Raw genomic sequence first — 19,673 nt, 5'->3', positions numbered from 1 at the left:
CTGTTGCTGGTGACCAGCGGGCACGCCGGCAGCGGCGCGCTCTACCCCACGCTGCGCTACGACCCGATCAAGGCCTTTGCGCCGGTGATCAAGCTCGCCGCCACGCCGGTGGTGGTGGTGGCCCCGGCCGCCCAGCCCTGGAAGTCGCTCACCGAGTTGCTCGACGCCGCGCGCAAGGCGCCCGGCACGCTGAACTACGCGGCCGGCGGCGGCGGCGCGACCACCACCGCGCTGGCGGCCGAGTTCCTCAAGAAAGACACCGGCACCGACATGGTCCAGGTGCCCTACCGCGGCTCCGGCCCGGCGCTCACGGCGCTGCTCTCGGGCGAGGTGCAGGTCGGCTTCGAGATTCCGTCCAGTGCCCTGCCCCACATCCAGTCGGGCAAGCTGCGCGCGCTGGCGGTGACCACCCGCACCCGCAGCAGCGCGCTGCCGGATGTGCCCACCGTGATCGAACAAGGCATCCGCGACTTCGAGGTGATCGGCTGGTTCGGCGTGCTGGCGCCCGCAGGCACCCCTGCGGCCGTGATCGAGCGACTCAACCGCGAGCTCAACGCCGCGCTGCAGCAGCCCGATCTGCGCGAGCGCCTCAGCGGCCTGGGCCTGGAGTCCGGCGGCGGCACGCCCGCCGAGTTCCAGAAACTGATCGCAACGGACACGCAGCGCTACGGCGACGCCATCCGCCGCATGGGCATCAAGGTGGAATGAGCATGGCGGTGGCGGCAAGCGGTTGGAGCGCGGAAGTCGCCATCGTCGGCGGCGGTCTGGGTGGGGTCTCGGCGGCGCTGGCCGCACTGCGGCTGGGCCGGCGCGTGGTGCTGGTGGAGGCGCTGCAGTGGCTGGGCGGGCAACTCACGGCCCAGGCCGTGCCGCCCGACGAGTACCCCTGGATCGAATCGCTGCACGCCTCGCAGAGCTACGCGCAGCTGCGCCGCGCGATCCGCGAGCACTACCGCCTGCACCTGCCGCTGACCCCCGAGGCCCGGCGCGCGCTCTGCCTCAACCCGGGCCAGGGCAACGTGAGCACGCTCTGCCACGAGCCCTGGGTCGCCGCGAAGGTGATCGACGACCTGCTCGCGCCCTGGGCGCACGACGGCCAGTTGCGCATCCTGCGCCGCCACCGCGTGCTGCGCGCGCACGGCGAAGGCGACCGCCTGTTGGCACTGGAACTGCGCGATCTCGCCACCGGCCACGAGGCCGTGCTGCAGGCGCCGCTGTTCATCGACGCCACCGAAACCGGCGAGCTGCTGCAGCAGGCCGGCGTGGAGCACGTGCTGGGCGCCGAAGCGCAATCGGCCACACAGGAGCCGCACGCCCTGCCGCAGGCCGACCCCCTGGACCAGCAGGCCGTGACCTGGTGCTTCGCCATGGAGCACCGCCCGGGCGAACACCACGTGATCGACAAGCCCGAAGGGTACGACCGCTTCCGCACGCTGCAACTCGACTGCTGGCCCAACGCCCAATACAGCTGGACGCTGTCGGACTTCGTCACCCACCAGCCGCGCACCCGCGCGCTGTTCGCGGGCGACACCGACACGCCCGGCGTGTACGACCTCTGGCACGCGCGCCGCATCGCCTGGCGCGGCCACTTCCAGCCCGGTACCTACGAAAGCGACATCACGCTGGCCAACTGGCCGCAGATGGACTACTGGGAACAGCCGCTGATCGGTGTGTCCGATGCCGATGAACAGCACGCGCTGCGGCAAGCCAAGCTGTTCAGCCTGGGCTTCTTCTACTGGATGCAGACCGAGGCCCCGCGCCACGATGGGGGCGTGGGCTACCCGGGCCTGCGCCTGCGCGGCGACGTGCTGGGCACCGAAGACGGCATGGCCCAGCAGGTCTACTGGCGCGAGGGCCGTCGCATCCAGGCCGAGTTCACCGTGCTGGAGCAGCACATCGGCGTGGCCGCACGCCCGGGGCAGGACAGCGCAGAGCGCTTCTTCGACAGCGTGGGCATTGGCGCCTACCGCATCGACCTGCACCCCAGCACGCGCGGGCGCAACACGGTGGACATCGACGCGTACCCCTTCCAGATCCCGCTGGGCGCCCTGCTGCCGCAGCGGGTGGAGAACCTGCTGCCGGCCTGCAAGAACCTCGGCACCACGCGCGTGACCAACGGCGCCTACCGCGAGCACGCCACCGAGTGGAGCATCGGCGAAGCCGCCGGATCGCTCGCCGCCTTCGCGCTGCAGCGGGCCGAGCCGCCGCGCGCGGTGCGCGCCCAACCCGCGTTGCTGCAGGACTTCCAGCGGCTGCTGCAAGCGCAAGGCGTGCTGCTGGAGTGGCCGCGGTTTGGCGCACTCACCCCGCTGCTGCGCACCGGCTACCAGCACGCCGCCCGCACCTGAAGCGAAGCTCAGCCCGCTTCGGCCTCCATGGCCTGCAGCGGGCCCAGCGCTTCGCCGGGGTTGCCGTTGGCGGCGTAGCCGCCATCCACCGCCCACACGGCCGCGGTGATGAAGCCCGAAGCCGGCTCGGCCAGGAAGCCGATCACGCGCGCGATCTCTTGCGGCGTGGCCCAGCGGCCCACGGCCGAGCGCTCGGCGAACAGCGCATGGTCCAGCGTGCCCAGGCGCATCTTCTCGCGCAACACCTCGGTCAACACATAGCCGGGCGCCACCGCGTTGACCGTCACGCCATGGCGGCCGTTCTCCAGCGCCAGGCCGCGCGTGAGCCCCGCGATGGCGGCCTTGGCCGTGGAATAGGCGGTGCGCCGCTGCAGGCCCACCAGGCCAATCACCGACGACAGGTTGACGATGCGGCCGAAGCGCTGCGCGCGCATGCCCGGCAGCACGGCGGCGCACATCGCGGCCGCGCCGCCCACATGCACCGCCAGCATGCGCTGCAGGTCGCTGGCGGGCAGCGTGTGGTGGTCGGCCGACTCGCGCTGCATGATGCCGGCGTTGTTGACCAGCACGCCGATGGGCCCGAGCTCGGCCGCCACCCGCGCGCAGCCGGCCTGCACGGCCGACTCTTCGCTCACATCGGCCGCCACCGCCAGCGCGCGCACGCCGTGCGCGGCGGCGATCCCGGCGGCGGCTTCCAGGGGCGCCTGCAGATCGAACAGCGCCAGGTCGGCACCGCGCGAGGCCAGGTCTTCGGCGATCGCGCGGCCGATGCCGCGCCCCGCGCCAGTGACCACAGCCACGCGGCCGGCCAGGGTCTTCACAGCACCTTCCCGGGATTGAGGATGCCCTTGGGGTCCATCGCGTGCTTGAGCGTGCGCATCAGCGCCACCTGCTCGGGCGAGCGCGCATGGCCCAGCCAGCGGCGCTTGATGGTGCCGATGCCGTGCTCGGCCGACACGGTGCCGCCGTACTGCTGCACCAGGCTGTAGACCACCTCTTCCACCTCGTCCTTGGGCTGCACCTTGTCGCCGGCCCGGTAGGCCACGATGTGCACGTTGCCGTCGCCGATGTGGCCGTAGAACACGCTCTCCAGCCCCGGCACCTTGACGGCCAGCTCGGCCTTGCAGGCGCGCGCGTAGTCGTCCATGGCGGTCTGAGGCAGGCCGATGTCGAAGGCCAGGTGGCCCGGCCAGGTCTGGTGCAGCTCGCCACACGCGTCGCGCACGCCCCACAGCGCCTGCTCTTCGGCCAGTGACTGCGCCACCACCGCGTTGGGCACCACGCCCTCTTCCAGCAGCTTCTCCATCCACGACTCGAAGCGCGGCAGGTCGGTGGCCGGGTCGGTGCCGAGCGCTTCGATCAGCACGTAGGCACCGTAGCGCGTGTCGTCGCCGGCAAACGGGTTGCGCGCGCGCAGCTCGCCCACGGCGCGGTCCCAGTAGTCCGGCCACATCACCTCGAAGGCCGAGAGCAGCGGGCCCAGGCCCGAGCGCGCCGCGCCCAGCAGGCGCAGCACGGCGGCGTAGTCCTCGCAGGCGCACATGGCCACCACGGAGGAACCGGCCTTGGGGAACAGGCGCAGCACGATGCGGGTGATCACGCCCAGCGTGCCTTCGCTGCCGATGAACAGGTGCTTCAGGTCGAAGCCCGCGTTGTTCTTGATCATCTTGTTCAGGCTGTTGACCACCGTGCCATCGGCCAGGACGGCCTCGACACCCAGCACCATCTCGCGCGCCATGCCGTAGCGGATCACGCGGTTGCCCCCGGCGTTGGTGGACAGGTTGCCGCCGATGGCGCACGAGCCGCGCGCGCCCAGGTCCAGCGGGCAGAAGAAGCCCGCGGCCAGCGCGGCCTGCTGCACCGTCTCCAGCGGCGTGCCGGCGGCCACCGTCATGGTGGCGGCGGCGCTGTCGATCTCCTCGATGCCGACCAGGCGCTCCAGCGACAGCGCGATTTCCGCCGATCCCGCGCGGGCGCCGCCGCACAGGCCGGTCAGACCACCCTGCGGCACCACGCCGATGCCGTGGGCGTGGCAGATGCGCAGCGCCGTGGCCACGCCGGCCGTGTCGGCCGGGCGCACCACCGCCAGCGGCGTGGTGGGCGGCAGGCCGCTGTAGTCGTTGTGGTTGCGCACCGGCACGGCATCGCCCACCAGCACGGCCACGGGGCCGAGTTGGTCGAGCAGTTCCTGCAGGGCGGGATGGGAGACGGCAAGCGTGGTCATAGGCAATCGATGAAATGGAAAGGTGATCGGTCAGAAGGCCGCGGAACGGGCTTTGCCCGGCCGCTGGGTGCGCAGCGCGCAGGCTGGGGCTTGCATCTTCAAGCGCCGAAGCGGTCGTCCAGGCCCTTGTGGAAATCCAGGTCCACCAGCTCGGTGAATTCGGCGTAGCTCACCATGCCGCCGGCCGCGCCCAGGGGGGTGCCGGCGCGCCGGAGTTCGGCCAGCGCACCGGAGACGGCGCGCACGGCGGTGAACAGCGCGGTGACCGCGTAGAACACCACGGAGAAGCCCATGGCCTGCAGCTGCGCGGCAGTGAGCGCGGCGGCCGGCGTGCCGTCCACCAGCGAAACCACCTTGGGGCCTTCGACGGCGCGGGCCACGGCTTCCACTTCGGCCACGGTCTTGATGCCGTCGACGAACACCAGGTCCACCCCGGCGCCCTGGTACAGCCGGGCGCGGCGCACGGCCTCGTCGATGCCCGCGGCGGGCAGCGCGTCGGTGCGGCCGATGATGAGCAGTTCGCCGTCGCCGCGCGACTCGACCGCGCAGCGCAGGCGGCGCACGTTCTCCTCGGCGTCCATGAGGCGGATGCCGGCCATCTGGCCGCAGCGCTTGGGCGCCACCTGGTCTTCCAGGTGGATCGCGGCCACGCCCGCCTGCAGGTACTCGCGCACCGTGCGGTGGATGTTGGACGGGCCGCCGTAGCCGGTGTCGGCGTCGGCGATCACCGGGATGTCCACCGCGCGCACCATGTCGCGCGCGTGGCCGGTCATCTCGGTCTGGCTCAGCAGGCCGATGTCGGGCGTGCCCAGGCGGCTGGCGGTGGCGCCGAAGCCGGTCATGTACACGGCCGGGAATCCGGCCTTTTGCACCAGGCGGGCGGTGATGGCATCGGGCGCGCCGGGCGCCATGACGATCTCGCCTGATTGCAGCAGGCGGCGCAGTTGGGAAGCAGTGGTCATGTGGAAGCGGTGGGGTGGATGCGTTGCACCCGGGAAGACGTGGCGGGGGCGATGCGCCCGCTGTCGAGCGCGAGCCGGTAGGCGTCCACCGTGCGGTCGATGTGCACCCGCAGCAGTTCCTCCAGGCCGGCGAAGTCGCCCTGATCGACAAAGCCCACCACGGCGCGGTGCTCGGCCAGCGAGACCTCGCGCGCGTCGGCGAACTGGCGCGACATGGCCGTGCGCAGCGCCGCGATCTTGCCCGCGACCAGGTCGTAGGCGTCGTGCAGGTAGGAGTTGCCCGAGTGCAGGAACAGCGTGAGGTGGAAAGCCGAGTCGGCGTGGCCGTAGCGCACGTCGTCGTCGGCGTCGATGGCGGCCTGCATCTCGTCGATGCCGGCCTGCAAGGCGGCCACCACGCCGGCGCGGTCGTGCCGGTGGGCGCAGCGCGCGGCCTGCACTTCGAGCATCACGCGAAAGTCGCAGATGGCGCGCATGTCGGCCTCGGTGGGCTGGAAGACGAAGCTGCCGCGCTTGGGCCGGATCTCCACCAGGCCCGTGTTCTGCAGCAGCGTGAGCGCGTCGCGCACCGGTGTTCGGCTCACGCCGAATAGCGCGGCCAGCGTGTCCTCCGAGATCATTTCGCCCAACGCGAACTCGCCGTCGACGATCGCCTGCCGCAGGCGGCTGGCGACGATCTCCGTCAGGGACTTGGGCATCTCGAAGTCGAATTTGCGGGTCATGCGGGTTCCTGGTGTTGCAAAGTGCACGAACCTTAACTGAGCACCAGACCGCCGTCGATGTTGATCGACTGGCCTGTCATGTAGTCCGATGCCGGCGAAGCCAGGAACAGCGCCAGGCCCGCCACGTCCTGCGGTGTCTGTGCGCGGCCCATGGGCACGTTGGCCACGCGGCTGGCGAACACATCGCCCTCGCGGCCGTTGTTGAGCTGGGCCAGGTCGCGGTCCATGCGCGTCCACATGTCGGTGGCCACGATGCCGGGGCACAGCGCGTTGACCGTGATGTCCGGCGAGAGCGTGTAGGCCGCTGTCTGCGTGAGGCTGACCACGGCGGCCTTGCTCGCGCGGTAGGGGCCCTGGTACGGCGCCATCACGCCCGCGCCATAGCGCGCGGCAATGGATGCCATGGTGATGACCTTGCCGCGCGGGCGGCCCGGGGCCAGCGGCTCCTGCGCCTTCATGCGGCGCGCGGCGGCCTGCAGGCTGAGGAACGCGCCCTTGACGTTGACCGCCATGTGCAGGTCCCAGTCGGCGCCCTGCAGCTCCATGAAGGGTTTGACCTGCGCGACGCCCGCGTTGCACACCATCACGTCGAGCCGGCCGAAGGCGCGCACGGCGGCATCGACCATGCGCTCGCAGGCCGCCGCGTCCGTCACATCGGCGGCGGCGGCCTCGACCTCGAGGCCCTCGGCGCGCAGCGCATCGCGCGCGGCGGCGCAGGCGTCGGCGTTCACGTCCGACAGCAGCACGCGCGCACCGGCCTGCGCGAAATGCCGCGCCAGGCCCAGGCCAATGCCCTGGGCCGCGCCGGTGATGGCCACGACCAGGCCGGCGGGCGGCTGGGTCGCGATGGCGTTGGCGGCAGCGCTCACGGTCACTTCGCAGCGGCGCGGATGCGTTGCAGCTCGGCGTTCACGGCGGCCATCACGTCCTCACCGACCACCTTGGCCTGCGAGGCGTACACGTCTTTCACCTTGTCGCGCATGCGCTGCAGTTCGGCCGGCGAGACCTCGTTGACCTGCATGCCGTTCTTCTTGAGCTTGGCAATGACCTCGGCATCCGCCGCGCGGCCCACGCGGCGCGACTCTTCCTGTCCGGCCACGGCGCATTCCTGCATCACGGCCTGTTCCTGCGGCGAGAGGGTGTCGTACTTCTTCTTGGAAATCAGCACCGCCAGCGGGCTGTAGGCATGGCGCGTGAGCGAGAGGTACTTCTGCACCTCGTAGAACTTCATGTTCTCGATCAGTGCGATCGGGTTTTCCTGGCCGTCCACGGTGCGGGTCTCCAGGGCCGAATAGACCTCGGAGAAGGCCAGCGGCGTGGGGTTGCTGCCCAGGGCGCTGAAGGTGTCGAGGAACACCTTGTTCTGCATCACGCGCATCTTCACGCCCTGCAGGTCTTCCCACTTGGCCACGGCGCGCTTGGAGTTGGTCACGTTGCGAAAGCCATTCTCCCAGTAGGCCAGGTTCACCAGGCCGGCGGCCTCGTACTTGGGCGCGAAGGACTTGCCCACCGGGCCGTCGAGCAACTGGTCGGCCTCGCGTTCGTTGGTGAACAGGAACGGCAGGTCGAACACCGCAAGCTGCGGGATCGCGCCCACCAGGGGCGCGGTGGAGGTCAGCACCATGTCCAGCGAACCGGTGCGCACCTGCTGCGAGGCGGTGGTGTCGTTGCCCAGCGCGCCGTCGTAGTACGTGACCAGCTTGAGCTTGCCGCCGGACTTGTCGGCCGCGCACTGCGTCATCTTGGTGATGCCAAAGCTGATGGGGTGGCCCTTGGCCACGCCGGAGGACACGCGCAGCGAGCGCGCCTCGAATTGCGCGTGCGCGGGCAAGGTGACCGCGGCGGCGGCGATGGCGAGGGCGGCAAGGCGGAACATCATGGGAAAAGTCTCCTGGTTGGAATGGGGAAAGGAAAGGGACGCGGGCCGGCCGTCAGCCCGTGAGCCAGCGCAACGGCACCAGCACGATGGAGGGGAAGAGCACCAGCAGGAACAGCACGGCCACCTCGGCCAGCAGGAAGGGCATGATTCCCTTCATGAGCTCGCCCATGCTCAGCTTGGCGGTGCCGCAGACCACGTTGAGCACGATGCCCACCGGCGGCGTGATCAGGCCGATGGCGTTGTTCATGATGAACAGCACGCCGAAGTACACCGGGTCGATGCCGGCCTCGCGCACCAGCGGCATGAGCACCGGCGTGAGGATCAGCAGCGTGGGCGCGAAGTCCAGCGCGGTGCCCACGATCACCACCAGCAGCATCATGATCGCCATCAGCAGGATCGGGCTGTCCACGAAGGGCTGCAGCAGCTCGCTCACCTGCTGCGGGATGTCCGAAGCCGTGATCAGCCAGCCCGAGACCAGCGCGCAGGCGATCAGGAACACCACCACCGCCGTGGTCTTGGCCGCGCTCACGATCAGCGGATAGATCGCGTTCCACCTGAGCTCGCGGTAGACGAACATGCCGACCAGGAAGGCATACACCGCCGCCACCACGGCGGCTTCGGTCGGCGTGAACACGCCGAACTTCATGCCGCCCACGATACCCACCGGCATCACCAGCGCCCAGGTGCTGTTCACCGCCACCTTGGCGCGCTCGCGCATCGGCATGCGCGGCAGCACCGCCACATCGTCCTTGCGCGCCACGATCATCCAGGCCACCAGCAGCGAAGCGCCCATCAGCAGGCCCGGCACGATGGCGGCCATGAACAGCTTGCCGATGGACACGTTGGCCACCACGCCGAAGATGATCATGCCGATCGAGGGCGGCAGCACCGGTGCGATCACGCCACCGGCCGAGATCAGGCCGGCCGAGCGCGGGATGTTGTAGCCGGCCTGGCGCATCATCGGAATCAGCATGGTGGCCAGCGCGGCGGCATCGGCCGCGGCCGAGCCCGAGATGGCGGCCATGATGACCGCGGCCACGATGGCGACGATGCCCAAGCCGCCACGGATGTGCCCCACGAAGGCCAGCGCGAAATTCACGATGCGCTTGGAGATGCCGCCTGCGTTCATCAATTCGCCGGCCAGCATGAAGAAAGGAATCGCCAGCAGCGGGAAGCTGTCGGCGCCTTCGATGATCTTCTGCGACAGGATGGTGGTGTCCACCGAACCCTGCAGCAGCATCAGCGCCACCGCGCACACCAGCAGCGCGAACGCGATCGGCATGCCCAGCGCCATGGCGCCAAGCAGCGAGAAGACAAAGACGCCGGCGGTCATGCGCGCTCCCCGGCCGGTGGGGCGGCCACCTCTTCTTCGCTCTCGTGCACGGTGATCAGCTCGTCGTCGCTCAGCCGGCCCGTGGCCAGGCGCCAGAGCTTGTGCAGCGAGACCAGCGCGATGCCCACGCTGGTGAAGTAGCCCATGCCGAAGATCCAGATCATCGACATGCCGGTGACCTGCGCCATCGTGGTCGCATTCACCTCATGCTGGCGCCAGGTGCCCCAGAAGAACATCGCGCAGCACGCCAGGATCAGCAGCTCGCTGGCCACCAGGCAGGCGATCTTGCCGCCGCGCGGCAAGGCCTTGACCATCGAGTCCACCCCGATGTGCGAGCCCTCGTGCATCGTCACCACCGCGCCCACAAACACCAGCCAGATGAAGGCAAAGCGCGAGAGCTCTTCGGACATCACGATGCCCGAGTCGAAGCCGTAACGCAGCACCACATTGCCAAACACCATGGCGACCATGGCGATGAGGCAGAAGGCGAGGAAGGCTTCGAGCACGCGCACGACGGGCCCGCTTCGGTTCGAGGCCGCGCTCATGGCACCGCCAGAAAAAACACCGACCGCGCAGGGAGCGCGGAGCGGCCGGGAAGGCGGCAAGGCATGGCTGTCTCCGGAGAAAAACTGGGAATGCGCTTATTGTTGTATGTAAGGTACCGTACACATATAAGGGTAATCCCTAGACTCCGTCGCGCAGGTGACGCGCGGCGCGGCGCGCTCAGTACGACAGCTGCGCGCTCGCGCGCAAGGCCTCGGCCGTCGTCGTCGGCAGGCCAAAGAACGCCAGGTACGCCGGGATCTGCTCGAACAGCATGTCGGTGCCGATCTGCACCGGGCAGCCGCGGGCCCGTGCGGCCTGGAGCAGCGGCGTCATCTCGGCCTTCATCACCACCTCGCCCACCAGGGTGTGCGGCGAGAGCCGCTCCACATCGAGCGGCAGGGGGTCCCCCGCGTTCATGCCCAGCGGCGTGGCGTTGACCACGAGATCGAAGCCCTGCGGGTCCCTGTGGCCCACGCTCACGCGCAGCGCCGGGTGATGCTGGCGCAGGCGCTCGGCCAGGGCCTGGGCCGAGGCGGCATTCGCATCAAACAGCGCCAGCGTGGCCACGCCAGCGCCGGCCAGCGAGGCCGCGATGGCGCAGCCCACGCCGCCGCTGCCCACCACCAGCGCGCTCGCGCCGGCCAATGGCAGGCCCTTGCGCCGCACGCCGCGCACGAAGCCTTCGCCATCGAACATGTCGCCCACCAGGCGGCCGTCGCCGGTGCGCCTGACCGCGTTGCAGGCGCCGGCCACCTTCACCGCCACGCTGGCCTCGTCCAGCAGCGCCAGGGTGGCCACCTTGTGCGGCATGGTGATGAGCGCGCCGCGCAGGTTCTCCAGCGCGAACAGGCTGCGCATCAACGCCGCGAAGTGTTCGGGCCGGCAGCCCATGGGCATCACCAGGGCGTTGATGCCGGCCGACTCGAAATACGGGTTGTAGATCATCGGGGACTTGACCGTGTGGGTCGGGTGGCCGATGAGGGCGATCAGCTCGGTGCGACCATCGACGCGCACGCTCATTCGCCCACCAGCGAGCCTTGCGCAACCAGGCTGGCGCGCAGCGCCGCCGCGTCCACACGGCGCACGTCCGGCGCGCCCCCGGCCTGGCTGGCCATGGCCGCGGCGGTGCCAGCGGCCTGGCCGACCGCCATCGAAATCGTCATCACGCGGATCGCGGCCAGCGCCGCGTGCGTGGCCGAGATGCCCCGCCCCGCCACCAGCGCGTTGCACAGGCCGCTGGGGATCAGGCTGCGGTAGGGAATCTGGTAGGCGTGGTCCGCGCCCAGGCCCGAATAGATCAGCTCGCCACCGGCGGCGGGGTGGATGTCGATCGGGTAGGCGCCGCAGGCGATGCCATCGGCGAAGCGCTCGGGCCTGAGGAGTTCCTCGGCCGTGAGCACATGGTCGCCCCGCACGCGCCGCGTCTCGCGGATGCCCACCTGCGTGGCAAAGGCCTGCAGGCGGCCCCCCTCGCAGCCGGGCACGGCGCGGCGCAGGTAGGCCGCGGCCTTCCAGGCCTGGCGGCGGCCCTCGATCTCGGCGCGGCTGAGCGCGCTGGCGTCGGTGGCGTCGATGCCCAGGCGGCTGATGTTGAACCAGCCGTCGGTGGAATACGGGTCGCGCGACGAATGCAGCGCGGCGCGCGCCAGCTCGCCGCTCTCGTACCCCTGACGCGCCAGGGCCTGCATCTCGGCCGGCGCCAGCGCGTCAAAGCGCGCGAAGTCGATCGGGCCGAAGCGAAACATCATGGTGGCCGGCTGCAAAGCATCGCCCGCGTCCAGCTCCAGGAAATCCGCGCCCGCGCGGTGCAGCACGTCGATGTCGCCCGAGGTGTCGATCACCACGCGCGGATTCACCTCGATCACCCCGCTCTTGGTGAGCAGGTGCACCGCCTGGATGCGCTCACCCTCGCGCACCACGCCGCACACCTGGGCGTGCAGCATGGGCTGCACGCCGGCTTGCGTCACCAGGTCATCGAGCACCAGCTTGAGCACCTCCGGCGCGTAGCCCACCCGGTCCATGCGGTGGCCGGTGGACATCACGAACACCTCGTGCTCGCCCGCCGCCTGGTAGGCGCGCAGGCGCTCCACCACCTCGCTGGCCAGCCCGGCGATCACGCGGCGGCCGTTCTCGGTCTGCCAGCTGTTGAACTGGGCCACCGCCCCGCCGGTGGCGTTGCCCCCCAGGAAGCCATACCGCTCGACCAGCAGCACCGAGGCGCCCTGGCGCGCCGCCGCCACGGCGGCCATGGTGCCGGCCACGCCGCCGCCGCACACCAGCACATCGACCGTCATCGCAGCGCGTCCGTTGGCCTGGCTCACGTGCCTCACTCCGCCTTGATGCCGCGCGCCTTGATCACGGCGGCGTAGCGCTCGGTCTCGGCCTTCATGAACTTCACGGTCTCGGCGCGGCTCTGGCTCACCGGCGACACCGCCAGCGTGGCAAAGCGGCTCTTCACCGCGTCCGAAGCCAGGGCCTGCGCCAGCAGCTTCTCCAGCCGGGCCAGGCCGTCGGCGGGAATCGTGTCCTTGGGCGCGAACAGCGCGGCCCAGCCCTGCACTTCCAGGCTGGGCTGGTTGAGCGAGCGCAACGTGGGCACGCCGGGCAGCTCCGGCACTTCCCTGGGCGAGGACACGGCCAGCGCGCGCAGGCGGCCCGAGCGGATGTTCGCGATCACGCTGGGCAGGTTCAGGAAGCCCATCGAGACCAGGCCACCCATCAGGTCGGGCATGAGCGCGCTCTCGCCCTTGTAGGGCACAGGGGTGATGGTGGTGCCGGTCTGGCTGGCGAAGATTTCCGAGGCCAGGTGCGCCAGCGTGCCGTTGCCGCTGTTGCCCGCCATGAGCTGGCCGGGCTTGGCCTTGGCTTCGGCCACCACGTCGGCAAAGCTCTTGAGCGGCGAGCTGGCCGGCACCACCAGCACCAGCGGCTGGGCCGAGACCATGCCCACGGCGTCGAAATCGCGCGCCACGTCGTAACCAATGTTGGGGATCAGCGAGGGGTTGATCACCATGCTGTTGCTGCCCATCAGCAGGGTGTGGCCATCCTTGCTCTGTGCGGCCGCGTTCACGCCGACGGCACTGCCCGCGCCCGGCTTGTTCTCCACGATCACGCCCTGGCCCAGCTGGGCCGCGAACAGCTCGGCGAGCACGCGCGCGGAGCTGTCGGCACCGCCACCGGGGGCGAAGGGCACGATGATGCGCACGGGACGCGAGGGCCAGGCCGACTGTGCGAGCGCGCTCTGAGGCCACACGGCCGCACAGCCCAGGGCGGCAGCGCCCGAGAGCAGCATGCGGCGGCGAACCAGGGGGGAGGAAGCGGAGGAAGGCGAAGTCATGTGTTGTCTCCAGGATCGGTGTCGGAAGCCGGCATCGTAGAAACGACACCCCTAACAGGCAAATACCAAATCGATGCCATGCAATAACATGCTGTTATCGATGGGAAAGAAGGCCATGAACCTGAGACAGATTGAAGTGTTCCGCGCCACCATGCTGACCGGATCGACCGCCGACGCCGCGCGGCTGCTGCACGTCTCGCAACCCGGCATCAGCCGCATGATCGGGCACATCGAGCTGCAACTGGGCGTGAGCCTGTTCGAGCGCGGCAAGGGCCGGCTCAAACCCACGCCCGAGGCCCATGCGCTGTATGCCGAGGTGGAGCAGGTCTACCGGGGCGTGCAGCGCATCGACGCGCGCGCGCACGCCCTCAAGTCCGGCGGCGGGCTGGCCGTGCGCGTGCTGGCCACGCCCAGCCTGCTGCTGGAGATCGTTCCCGAAGCGGTGGCCTCGCTCTCGGCCGACTACCCGGACTCGCGCTTCTATGTGGAATCGCAGCTCGTGCGCGAGATGGTGCGCCTGCTCTCCATCGGCGAGGCCGACGTGGGCTTCAGCAGCCTGCCCATCGACCACCCGCCCCTGGTCACCGAGCCCATCGGCTCGTGGTCGCTGAGCTGCGTGTTCCAGAAAGGCCACCGCTTCGAAGCAGACAGCGCGGTCTCGCTGCGCGAGATCGTGAAAGAGCCGCTGATCGCCTTCAGCCCCGACACGCCGCAGGGCCGCATGGTGGCCCAGGCCTACCCGCGCGCCATCGACCCGGGCCGCCAGCGCATCGAGGTGCGCTCGGGCCAGGTGGCCTGCGCCCTGGCAGCCGCCGGCGCGGGCGTGGCGGTGGTCGACAGCCTCACCGCGCGCGCCTGGCCCCACGACCGGCTGGCCTTCCGACCGGTGCGCAAAGCCCCGTCGACCCAGGTCTACATGGTGCGCAACCCCCACTTCCCGGCCTCCACGCTGGAGCGGGCCCTGGTCGAGCGTGTGCGCCAGGGGTTTCGCGCCATCCGGCGCGGCACGGCGGAGCATCCCGTTCGCTCAGATGTTTAAGTAATAAACAACCAAAAAACCATTCGTTCCCTATCTGTGCCGTTGAAAGGATCATCCGTCATCTCTTCAACGCATCCCCACAAGGAACGACATGACCACCCGCCGCCAACTGATCCAGGCCTTCGCCGCCACCGCCCTCACCGCCAGCGCGCTTGCCGCCGTGGCCCAGCCCGCGCCGGTGACGCTGCTCAACGTGTCGTACGACCCGACGCGCGAGCTCTACGTCGAATACAACGCCGCGTTCACCAAATTCTGGAAGGCCAAGACCGGCCAGGACGTGACCATCAAACAAAGCCACGGCGGCTCGGGCAAACAGGCCCGCTCCATCATCGACGGCCTGGACGCCGACGTCGCCACCCTGGCCCTGGCCGGTGACACCGACGCCCTGCACGACAACGGCAACTGGATTCCCAAAGACTGGCAAAAGCGCCTGCCACTCAACAGCACGCCCTACGCCTCCACCATCGTGCTGGTGACGCGCGCGGGCAACCCCAAGAACATCAAAGACTGGGACGACCTCATCCGCCCCGACGTCAAGGTCATCACCCCCAACCCCAAGACCTCCGGCGGCGCGCGCTGGAACTACCTCGCCGCCTGGGAATTCGCCAAGCGCAAATACGGCGGCGACGACAAGGCCAAGGAGTTCGTGGGCAAGCTCTACAACAACGTGCCCGTGCTCGACACCGGCGCGCGCGGCTCCACCATCACCTTCTCGCAGCGCAACCAGGGCGACGTGCTGATCGCCTGGGAAAACGAGGCCTACCTGCTGGAGAAGGAATTCGGCAACAAGGTCGACTTCGTCTACCCCTCGCTGTCCATCCTGGCCGAGCCGGCCGTGACCATCGTCGACAAGAACGTCGACAAGAAGGGCACGCGCGCCGTGGCCCAGGCCTACCTGGAATTCCTCTACACCGAAGAGGCGCAGGACATCATCGGCAAGCACTTCTACCGACCGACCTCGGCCAAGGCCCAGGCCAAGTACGCCAAGCAGTTGCCCAAGATCAACCTCTTCAAGATCGAGGACACCTTCGGCGGCTGGGAAAAGGCGGCCAAGGTGCATTTCTCTGACGGCGGCAGCTTCGACCAGATCTACACCCGCAAGTAACCACGCAGCGCGCTGTCACGCACCCCGACGATCGACCTTTCAGGGAAACCGCACCGTGTCCATTCTCCTGATCGCTGGCAGCCCGTCCGAGCACTCGCGCTCGGCCGCGCTGCTCGACGCGGTGTCTCAACGCCTGGGCCTGCGCCACGCGCTGATCGAACGCCTGCACATCCGCGACCTCTCTCCCCAGGCTCTGCTGCTGGCCGACGTGGGCCACAAGTCCATCCGCGCCGCACTGAGCCAGGTGGAAACCGCGCGCGCCGTGGTGGTGGCCACACCGGTCTACAAAGCCGCCTACAGCGGCGTGCTCAAGGTCTTCCTCGACCTGCTGCCGCAATCCGCCCTCAAGGGCAAGGTGGTGCTGCCGCTGGCCACCGGCGGCAGCCCGCACCACATGCTCGCGCTCGACTACGCGCTGCGCCCCGTGCTGCAGTCGCTCGCCGCGCGGCACATCCTTCCCGGGGTCTACGCCACCGATGCGCAGATCCCCAAGGACACCGAAGGCCAATACCACGTTGGCGCCGACATCGGCGACCGACTGGACGACGCCGTGCACACCCTCCTCCACGAAGGCCTGCGAATGCCGGCCACGGCCGGCTTCGCGCCCGTGCCGTTCGCCCAGGTGCGATGTAGCGTCTGAACCGCTGCGATCCGGGTCCGCCCGGCCGCTCTCGCCTGCATCCCCATTCGATTTTTTCAGCCACCGCGCAGGTGGCCTGGACGGCTGTTGCCTGCGCCTTCGTCACCGACAAAGGAATTCACCATGAGCGAACTTTTTCAACACCACCCCGAGGCGGGCGCGCCGGTCGAGCCCACGCGCTTGAGCCGCCTGAAGCGATGGGCCATCGGCCTGCTGGTCTTCGTCATCGCCGCCTTCGGCCTGGCACTGCTCCTGTTGCCAGTGCCCGAGGCGAAGGCCCAAACCAAGGGCGAGCTGCGCATCGGCTACCAGAAGTCGGCCAGCCTGTTCGTGCTGCAGAAAGCGCAAGGCACGCTGGAAAAAAAGCTCGCCCCGCTGGGCTTCGGCGTGAAGTGGGTCGAGTTTCCGGCCGGCCCGCAACTGCTCGAAGGCCTCAACGTCGGCGCGGTGGACGTGGGCTACGTGGGCGAAGCCCCGCCCATCTTCGCGCAGGCCGCCGGCGCCCAGTTCGTGTACTTCGGTGTCGACCCGGCCGCGCCGCGCGCCGAGGCCATCCTCGTCACCAAAGACTCGCCCATCAAGTCGGTCGCCGACCTCAAGGGCAAGAAGGTCGCGCTCAACAAGGGCAGCAACGTGCATTACCTGCTGGTGAAACAGCTGGAGAAGCACGGCCTGAAGATCACCGACATCACCCCCGTCTACCTGGCCCCGGCCGACGGGCGCGCCGCCTTTGAAAGCAAGAACGTGGACGCCTGGGTGATCTGGGACCCCTTCCAGGCCGCTGCTGAAAAAGCCACCGGCGCCCGCGTGCTGGCCGACGGCACGGGCGGCGTGGTCAACAACTACCAGTACTACCTCGGCGCGCGCCCATTCGTGAGCAAGAACCCCAAGGTGATCGAAGCCCTGTTCGCCGACTCGGTGGAGCAAGGCATCTGGCTCAAGAAGAACCTGCGCCAGGCAGCCGAACTCATCGCCCCGCTGCAAGGCCTGCCGGTGGACGTGGTCGAACTCGCGCTTCAGCGCTACGAGTTCAACGTCAAGCCGATCACGCCCGCCGTGGCCGCCGACCAGCAAAAGATCGCCGACACCTTCTTCGAGCTCAAGCTGATCCCCAGGGCGATCAAGGTCAACGAAGCCGTTGTCGTGGGCCAGCCCTGACACCCGCGCCATGTCCAAGCCCTTCAGTGCGGCCGACCTGCGCCGCCACATCGCCCAGCTGCTGGCCGTCACCGCGGCCTCCTGGAGCATCGCTGCCGCGAAAGCGCGCAGCGTCCTGACCACCACCCAGCACACCACCACCATGAGCAACGATTTTTCCAGCCGCCGCCGCTTTGTCTTCTCAGGCGTGGGCGCCGCCGCCCTCGCCTCGTTGCCCGGCCTGCCTGCGCAGGCCCAGCAGACCAGCCGCGTGTTCCGCATCGGCCACCAGAAAGGCCTCCTGAGCCTGCTCAAGGGCCGGGGCACGCTGGAACAGCGCCTCGCCCCGTTGGGCGTGAAGATCACCTGGACCGAGTTCACCGCCGGCCCGGTGCAGCTCGAAGCGCTCAACGTCGGCTCGATCGACTTCGGCGATGTGGGCGAAGCCCCACCCATCTTCGCGCAGGCCGCTGGCGCGCCGCTGGCCTACGTGGCCGCCACCGTGCCGCGCCCCGCCGCCGAAGCCGTGCTCGTGCCCAAGGACTCGGCCATCCGCAGCGTGGCCGACCTCAAAGGCAGGAAGGTCGCCTACAACAAAGGCTCGAACGTGCACTACTTCCTGGTCAGGCTGCTGGAGAAGAGCGGCCTGAAGTACGACGACGTGCAGTCCGTCTTCCTGCCGCCGGCCGATGCGCGCGCCGCCTTCGAAAAGGGCGCCGTGGACGCCTGGGTGATCTGGGACCCGTTTCTCGCCGCCGCCGAAGTGGGCCTGGGCGGCCGCATCCTGGCCGATGCCACGGGCGTGGTGAACAACCGTGCCTACTACTTCTCCACGCTCGACTACGCGGCAAAAAACGCCGACGTGGTCAGGATCGTGATCGAAGAGATCAACAAGCTCGACCAATGGGGCAGCGCCAACCGCGATGCACTGGCCGCCGAATTCGCACCACTGTGGGGCCTGCCCAAGCCGGTGGTGGACCGCTCGGTGACCCGCGCCGTCTACGGCACCGGCCCGATCACCAAGGCCATCCTGCAGGAACAACAGGTCATCGCCGACACCTTCTTCAACCTCAGGCTGATCCCGAAAAAGATCAGCGTTTTCGACGCTGCGGTCAACGCGGGTTGAGGAGCACGGCCATGGGTCTCCACATCTTCTGGTTCATTCCCACCCACGGCGACAGCCGCTACCTTGGCACGGCGCAGGGTGGGCGGCAGCTCAACCACGACTACCTCAAGCAGGTGGCGCAAGCCGCCGACAGCCTGGGCTATGAAGGCGTGCTGATTCCCACCGGCCGCTCCTGCGAAGACCCCTGGGTCGTCGCGGCCAGCCTGCTGCCGGTGACGCAGCGGCTGAAGTTCCTGGTGGCCGTGCGCCCCGGCCTGCACCAGCCAGCGCTGGCCGCGCGCATGGCCGCCAGCTTCGACCGCCTCTCCAATGGCCGCCTGCTCATCAACCTCGTCACCGGCGGCGACCGCGCCGAACTCGAAGGCGATGGCGTGTTCCTGGACCACGCCCAGCGCTACGAGCAATCGGCGGAGTTCATCCGCATCTGGCGCGAGATCCTCACCCGCAGCCACGAAGGCGACACCTTCGACTTCGATGGCCAGCACCTGCGGGTCAAGGGCGCCAGGCTGTTCTTCCCGCCGCTGCAGCAACCGCACCCGCCGGTGTACTTCGGTGGTTCTTCGCCAGCCGCGCACGAGCTGGCGGCGGAGCAGGCGGACACCTACCTCACCTGGGGCGAGCCCCCAGCCGAGGTGGCGAAGAAAGTGGCCGACGTGAAGGCCCGTGCTGCCCGGCATGGGCGCACGGTGAAGTTCGGCATTCGCCTGCATGTGATCGTGCGCGAGACGGACGCCGAAGCCTGGGCCGCTGCCGATTCGCTCATCAGCAAACTCGACGACGACGTGGTCAATCGCGCGCAGGCCGCGTTCGCCAGGATGGATTCCGAAGGCCAGCGCCGCATGGCTGCCTTGCATGCGGGGGCGAGAAACAAAGCCCCCACGCTCGGCGCAGACGCTTCCTCGCTGCCCCCCGAGGGGGCTCCAACGTCTTCGGGCGGCCGTGCGACGTTTGGACGCACCCGCGCCGACCTGGAGATCAGCCCCAACCTGTGGGCCGGCGTGGGCCTGGTGCGCGGCGGTGCCGGCACCGCCCTGGTGGGCGACCCCGAGACCGTGGCCACGCGCATCCAGGAATACGCCGAACTGGGCCTGGAGAACTTCATCTTCTCCGGCTACCCGCACCTCGAAGAGGCCTACCGCTTCGCCGAGCTCGTGTTCCCGCTGCTGCCGCGCAAGCTGCGCGAGAAGCTGCCTGGCCCATCGCTCACCGGCCCCTTCGGCGAGACCGTGGCCAATGTGTTCGTGCCCCGCGCCGCCCAGAGCTGAGGAGCCCCGC

19 protein-coding genes are annotated in these 19,673 nt (G+C 69.3%); 8 read left to right on the top strand and 11 right to left on the bottom strand.

Annotated features, from left to right (window positions below; translation table 11 throughout):
* Window positions 1-708 (top strand): tripartite tricarboxylate transporter substrate-binding protein (locus KIT86_RS12975; protein ID WP_297398962.1); only part of this gene is annotated, 708 nt, incomplete at its 5' end.
* A 2-nt stretch (window positions 709-710) separates the two neighbouring features.
* Window positions 711-2,348, top strand: coding sequence for an FAD-dependent oxidoreductase (locus tag KIT86_RS12970; RefSeq protein ID WP_297398960.1), 1,638 nt, complete (start codon window positions 711-713; stop codon window positions 2,346-2,348).
* Between the two features lie 8 nt (window positions 2,349-2,356).
* On the opposite strand, the gene KIT86_RS12965 is transcribed toward KIT86_RS12970, so the two are convergent.
* From KIT86_RS12965 to KIT86_RS12915, 11 genes are all read right to left on the bottom strand, one after another.
* Window positions 2,357-3,169: an SDR family oxidoreductase gene (locus KIT86_RS12965; protein WP_297398958.1), complete on the bottom strand. Its 813-nt coding sequence runs from the start codon at window positions 3,167-3,169 to the stop codon at window positions 2,357-2,359.
* Window positions 3,166-4,572, bottom strand: a complete 1,407-nt coding sequence (locus tag KIT86_RS12960) for an FAD-binding oxidoreductase (protein WP_297398956.1) — start codon at window positions 4,570-4,572, stop codon at window positions 3,166-3,168. The genes KIT86_RS12965 and KIT86_RS12960 overlap by 4 nt, the downstream gene beginning before the upstream one ends.
* A gap of 98 nt (window positions 4,573-4,670) precedes the next feature.
* On the bottom strand, window positions 4,671-5,534 hold the full coding sequence (locus tag KIT86_RS12955) for an isocitrate lyase/PEP mutase family protein (protein WP_297398954.1): 864 nt from the start codon (window positions 5,532-5,534) through the stop codon (window positions 4,671-4,673).
* Window positions 5,531-6,256, bottom strand: a complete 726-nt coding sequence (locus KIT86_RS12950) for a GntR family transcriptional regulator (protein ID WP_297398952.1) — start codon at window positions 6,254-6,256, stop codon at window positions 5,531-5,533. The genes KIT86_RS12955 and KIT86_RS12950 overlap by 4 nt, the downstream gene beginning before the upstream one ends.
* Before the next feature lie 32 nt (window positions 6,257-6,288).
* The gene (locus KIT86_RS12945; RefSeq protein ID WP_297398950.1) at window positions 6,289-7,125 is read right to left on the bottom strand and encodes an SDR family oxidoreductase; all 837 of its coding nucleotides are present in this window, start codon (window positions 7,123-7,125) and stop codon (window positions 6,289-6,291) included.
* A gap of 2 nt (window positions 7,126-7,127) precedes the next feature.
* Window positions 7,128-8,135, bottom strand: coding sequence for a TRAP transporter substrate-binding protein (locus tag KIT86_RS12940; protein ID WP_297398948.1), 1,008 nt, complete (start codon window positions 8,133-8,135; stop codon window positions 7,128-7,130).
* Between the two features lie 52 nt (window positions 8,136-8,187).
* On the bottom strand, window positions 8,188-9,468 hold the full coding sequence (locus KIT86_RS12935; RefSeq protein ID WP_297398946.1) for a TRAP transporter large permease subunit: 1,281 nt from the start codon (window positions 9,466-9,468) through the stop codon (window positions 8,188-8,190).
* A complete protein-coding gene (locus KIT86_RS12930) occupies window positions 9,465-10,013 on the bottom strand; it encodes a TRAP transporter small permease (protein WP_297398944.1) in 549 nt (182 codons plus the stop codon). The genes KIT86_RS12935 and KIT86_RS12930 overlap by 4 nt, the downstream gene beginning before the upstream one ends.
* A gap of 178 nt (window positions 10,014-10,191) precedes the next feature.
* The gene (locus tag KIT86_RS12925) at window positions 10,192-11,034 is read right to left on the bottom strand and encodes a shikimate dehydrogenase (RefSeq protein WP_297398942.1); all 843 of its coding nucleotides are present in this window, start codon (window positions 11,032-11,034) and stop codon (window positions 10,192-10,194) included.
* Window positions 11,031-12,335, bottom strand: a complete 1,305-nt coding sequence (locus KIT86_RS12920; RefSeq protein WP_297398940.1) for an FAD-dependent oxidoreductase — start codon at window positions 12,333-12,335, stop codon at window positions 11,031-11,033. Before KIT86_RS12920 ends, KIT86_RS12925 begins: the two co-directional genes overlap by 4 nt.
* A gap of 5 nt (window positions 12,336-12,340) precedes the next feature.
* Window positions 12,341-13,351 carry a tripartite tricarboxylate transporter substrate binding protein gene (locus KIT86_RS12915; RefSeq protein WP_297398938.1) on the bottom strand — a complete coding sequence of 337 codons (1,011 nt, stop codon included), beginning with the start codon at window positions 13,349-13,351 and terminating at the stop codon, window positions 12,341-12,343.
* 115 nt (window positions 13,352-13,466) lie between these two features.
* Between KIT86_RS12915 and KIT86_RS12910 the strand changes: the two genes are divergently transcribed.
* The 6 genes from KIT86_RS12910 to KIT86_RS12885 all read left to right on the top strand — a co-directional run bounded on the left by KIT86_RS12910 (window position 13,467) and on the right by KIT86_RS12885 (window position 19,663).
* Window positions 13,467-14,390: a LysR family transcriptional regulator gene (locus KIT86_RS12910; RefSeq protein ID WP_297398936.1), complete on the top strand. Its 924-nt coding sequence runs from the start codon at window positions 13,467-13,469 to the stop codon at window positions 14,388-14,390.
* A 91-nt stretch (window positions 14,391-14,481) separates the two neighbouring features.
* Complete coding sequence (locus KIT86_RS12905; protein WP_297398935.1) at window positions 14,482-15,495, top strand: sulfate ABC transporter substrate-binding protein; 1,014 nt, start codon at window positions 14,482-14,484, stop codon at window positions 15,493-15,495.
* A gap of 55 nt (window positions 15,496-15,550) precedes the next feature.
* Window positions 15,551-16,135 carry an NADPH-dependent FMN reductase gene (ssuE, locus tag KIT86_RS12900; protein ID WP_297398934.1) on the top strand — a complete coding sequence of 195 codons (585 nt, stop codon included), beginning with the start codon at window positions 15,551-15,553 and terminating at the stop codon, window positions 16,133-16,135.
* A 123-nt stretch (window positions 16,136-16,258) separates the two neighbouring features.
* Window positions 16,259-17,293, top strand: a complete 1,035-nt coding sequence (locus KIT86_RS12895; protein WP_297398933.1) for a sulfonate ABC transporter substrate-binding protein — start codon at window positions 16,259-16,261, stop codon at window positions 17,291-17,293.
* Window positions 17,294-17,435: 142 nt separating this feature from the next.
* The gene (locus tag KIT86_RS12890) at window positions 17,436-18,398 is read left to right on the top strand and encodes a sulfonate ABC transporter substrate-binding protein (RefSeq protein WP_297398968.1); all 963 of its coding nucleotides are present in this window, start codon (window positions 17,436-17,438) and stop codon (window positions 18,396-18,398) included.
* Window positions 18,399-18,409: 11 nt separating this feature from the next.
* The gene (locus tag KIT86_RS12885; RefSeq protein ID WP_297398932.1) at window positions 18,410-19,663 is read left to right on the top strand and encodes an FMNH2-dependent alkanesulfonate monooxygenase; all 1,254 of its coding nucleotides are present in this window, start codon (window positions 18,410-18,412) and stop codon (window positions 19,661-19,663) included.
* Window positions 19,664-19,673: the final 10 nt, after the last annotated feature.

The organism is Hydrogenophaga sp. (assembly GCF_026125825.1).
In the GTDB taxonomy this organism is placed as follows: domain Bacteria; phylum Pseudomonadota; class Gammaproteobacteria; order Burkholderiales; family Burkholderiaceae_C; genus Hydrogenophaga.
The sequence above is the reverse complement of the archived record's forward strand: the minus strand, read 5'-3'. Positions and strand labels throughout refer to the sequence as shown.